Raw genomic sequence first — 2,774 nt, 5'->3', positions numbered from 1 at the left:
CGCGTCCGGGTGCGCACCCTGACGCTGCCGGACCTGTACCAGGACCACGACAGCCCGGAGAAGATGTACGCCGAGGCCGGCCTCGACGCCGCAACCATCGTCAAAACCGCGCTCGCGACCCTGCCGGCGTCCTCCGGCCAGGTCGAGCAGGCGAGCAACGTGGTGAGCGTCCGCCGCCGCCCGCGCTGACTTTTCGAGCGGCGCGCCCAACCAGCCAAAGGCCTTGTCCTGACGGCTGTGTAGCCCTCGGGGGAGCCCTTCAGTGATCTCGCGATCCTGCAGGGCTCCTCAGGATAGAAGGGGATTTATCCCAACGCGTCCGCCACGGCCTTCCCGCAGGCCTGCGTGTCGGCATTGCCGCCCAGGTCGCGCGTGCGCAACGTCCGCTCGGACAGCACCCGCTCGATCCCGCTTACGATCTCCCGCGCGGCCTCGTGCTCGCCGAGATGCTCCAGCATCATCGCGCCCGACCAGATCTGGCCGATCGGGTTGGCGATGCCCTGGCCGGCGATATCGGGGGCGGAGCCGTGGACCGGCTCGAACACCGACGGGTGAATCCGCTCCGGATTGATGTTGCCGGACGGCGCGATGCCGATCGTGCCGGTGCAGGCGGGTCCGAGATCCGAAAGGATGTCGCCGAACAGGTTCGACGCCACGACCACGTCGAACCGATCCGGATTGAGCACGAAATGCGCGGTCAGGATGTCGATGTGGTACTGGTCCCACCGCACGTCCGGGTAGCCCTCGGCCATCGCCTTCACGCGCTCGTCCCAGTACGGCATGGTGATCGAGATGCCGTTCGACTTCGTGGCCGAGGTCAGGTGCTTCTTCGGCCGGGTCTGGGCCAGCGCGAAGGCGAACTTGAGGATCCGATCTACCCCGTGGCGGGTCATGATCGTCTCCTGCAGGGCGAACTCGCGGTCGGTGCCGGCGAACATGCGGCCACCCGCATTCGAGTACTCGCCCTCGGTGTTCTCGCGAACCACCCAGAAGTCGATATCGCCGGGCTTGCGGTCGGCCAGCGGACACTTCACCCCGGGCATGAGGCGCACCGGGCGCAGGTTGGCGTATTGGTCGAACTCGCGCCGGAACAGGATCAGCGAGCCCCACAGGGAGATGTGGTCGGGCACGCGTTCCGGCATGCCGACGGCACCGAAGTAGATCGCGTCGTGTTTCTCGATCTGCGGCTTCCAGTCCTCCGGCATCATCCGGCCGTGCTGCTCGTAATAATCGCAGCTCGCGAAATCGAACCAGTCGAACTGAAGCGCGAAGCCGTGCCGCTTGGCCGCCTGCTCAAGCACGCGCACGCCCTCGGGCACCACCTCCTTGCCGATGCCGTCGCCCGGGATCACCGCGATGCGGTAGCAGCGCTGGGAGCTGCTGTCTTGACCGGCCATGGATCCTCACGGGTCTCGCGTCGGGGGCCGCGTACCAGCCCCGGGTTGCACGATGCCAGGGTGTTGCACGCGCGCATGCGGTCAACACCCCGGCGTGACAATCACGCAGATTCGCCTGCCATGGCTCGGCGCTGACGGTCCAGTTCCTCACTGTAGCGCTTGAGCGTGTGGCTCTCGGTGAGCAGGCCCAGGACCTGGCGGCTCGCGGCACTCTGGAGCACCGCGAGCGCCTCGCTCTCGCTGCGGTCGAAGGTTGCGGCCGCATCCTTGGCGTTCATCTCCGGCGTCAGGAACCGGTCGGGGTGATGCAAGAGGTCGGCGAGGACCGGCGGGGCGCCGGCCTCGGCGTCGCGGGCGGCGGCATGAGCCTCTGGAACGTTCACGATCCCGGCGTAGCGGCCCTGCGCATCCACGGCGACCACCCGGGAGGGGGAGCCCAGCGGATGCGCGCGCAGGAAGGTCGGCAGCGGCGTGTCTACCGCCACGGTGGCGACGTCCCGGCGCATCAGCCGGCCCACGGTCAGCGAGCGGATCCAGCCGACATCGTGGGGACTGCGGATGGTCTCGCCGCGCAGGTGGAAACGCCAGGTGGCGAAGGAGTAGCCGAAGATCTTCCGGACGGTCAGCGAGGAAGCGATCACCGCCGCCAGCACCAACCCGGTGATCGGCAGGCTGCCGGTGATCTCCAGCGCCAGGAACGTCATGGTCAACGGGCCGCCGATGATCGCCACGGCGAGCGCGCTCATGCCGATCACCGCGTAGGCCAGCGGCGTGAGGCCGAAGACTGCCATCGCGGGCAGGAGCTCCGGGGCCAGGGCGGCGAACAGCTTGCCGGCGATCGCTCCGAGGAACAGCGACGCGAAGAACAGGCCGCCCCGGAACCCGGAGCCGATCGAGATCGCGGTGGCCGTCGCCTTGGCGGCGAACAAGCCGGCCAGAAACGCGGCTCCGTGCCCCTGCCCCTCGGCGGCGAAGTGCATGTGCAGCGCCCCGTGCCCCCCCGAGAGCACCTGCGGCGTCGCGATCAGCGCCAGCGCGCCGACACACAGCCCCCCGAAGGCGGGACCGGCCGCCCGAGGCAGGCCGGAGGCCTGGACCAGCCGCTCGACCAGGGTGACGCCACGCATGATCAGGATACCGAACAGCGCGCAGATCAGCCCGAGGGCGAGGCTCGGCAGGATCTCGAGGCTGGTGATGTGCGAGGTCGTGACCGCCTGCATGTCGCCGAGGTCGACCAGCGGCTGGGTGTGGATCAGCGCCCGGGAGACGAGGTTGCCGCAGAGCGCTGCGACCACCACCGGCGCCAGGGTGGCGATCGAGTAGGTGCCGATGATCAGCTCGAAGGCATAGAACGCCCCGGCCAGCGGCGCCCCGAAC

The 2,774-nt window shown here is 69.0% G+C and carries 3 protein-coding genes; 1 reads left to right on the top strand and 2 read right to left on the bottom strand.

Features of this window, described 5'->3' with window-relative positions; genetic code table 11:
- Nucleotides 1-189: hypothetical protein (locus FV242_RS33490; RefSeq protein ID WP_147941961.1), on the top strand; the 189-nt coding region annotated here is incomplete at its 5' end.
- 116 nt (nt 190-305) lie between these two features.
- Here FV242_RS33490 and FV242_RS33485 read toward each other — a convergent pair.
- Together FV242_RS33485 and FV242_RS33480 are read right to left on the bottom strand one after the other, a co-directional pair.
- A complete protein-coding gene (locus tag FV242_RS33485) occupies nt 306-1,397 on the bottom strand; it encodes a tartrate dehydrogenase (protein ID WP_147941960.1) in 1,092 nt (363 codons plus the stop codon).
- A 101-nt stretch (nt 1,398-1,498) separates the two neighbouring features.
- Nucleotides 1,499-2,774: chloride channel protein (locus tag FV242_RS33480; RefSeq protein WP_147941959.1), on the bottom strand; the 1,276-nt coding region annotated here is incomplete at its 5' end.

Source organism: Methylobacterium sp. WL64 (genome assembly GCF_008039945.1).
Classification (GTDB): Bacteria; Pseudomonadota; Alphaproteobacteria; order Rhizobiales; family Beijerinckiaceae; genus Methylobacterium.
This window is presented reverse-complemented; position numbering and strand designations above follow the sequence as displayed.

Excerpts from the sequence above, each read along its gene's own strand:
- FV242_RS33485 (WP_147941960.1), bottom strand. The coding sequence starts at position 1,397 with ATGGCCGGTCAAGACAGCAGCTCCCAGCGCTGCTACCGCATCGCGGTG.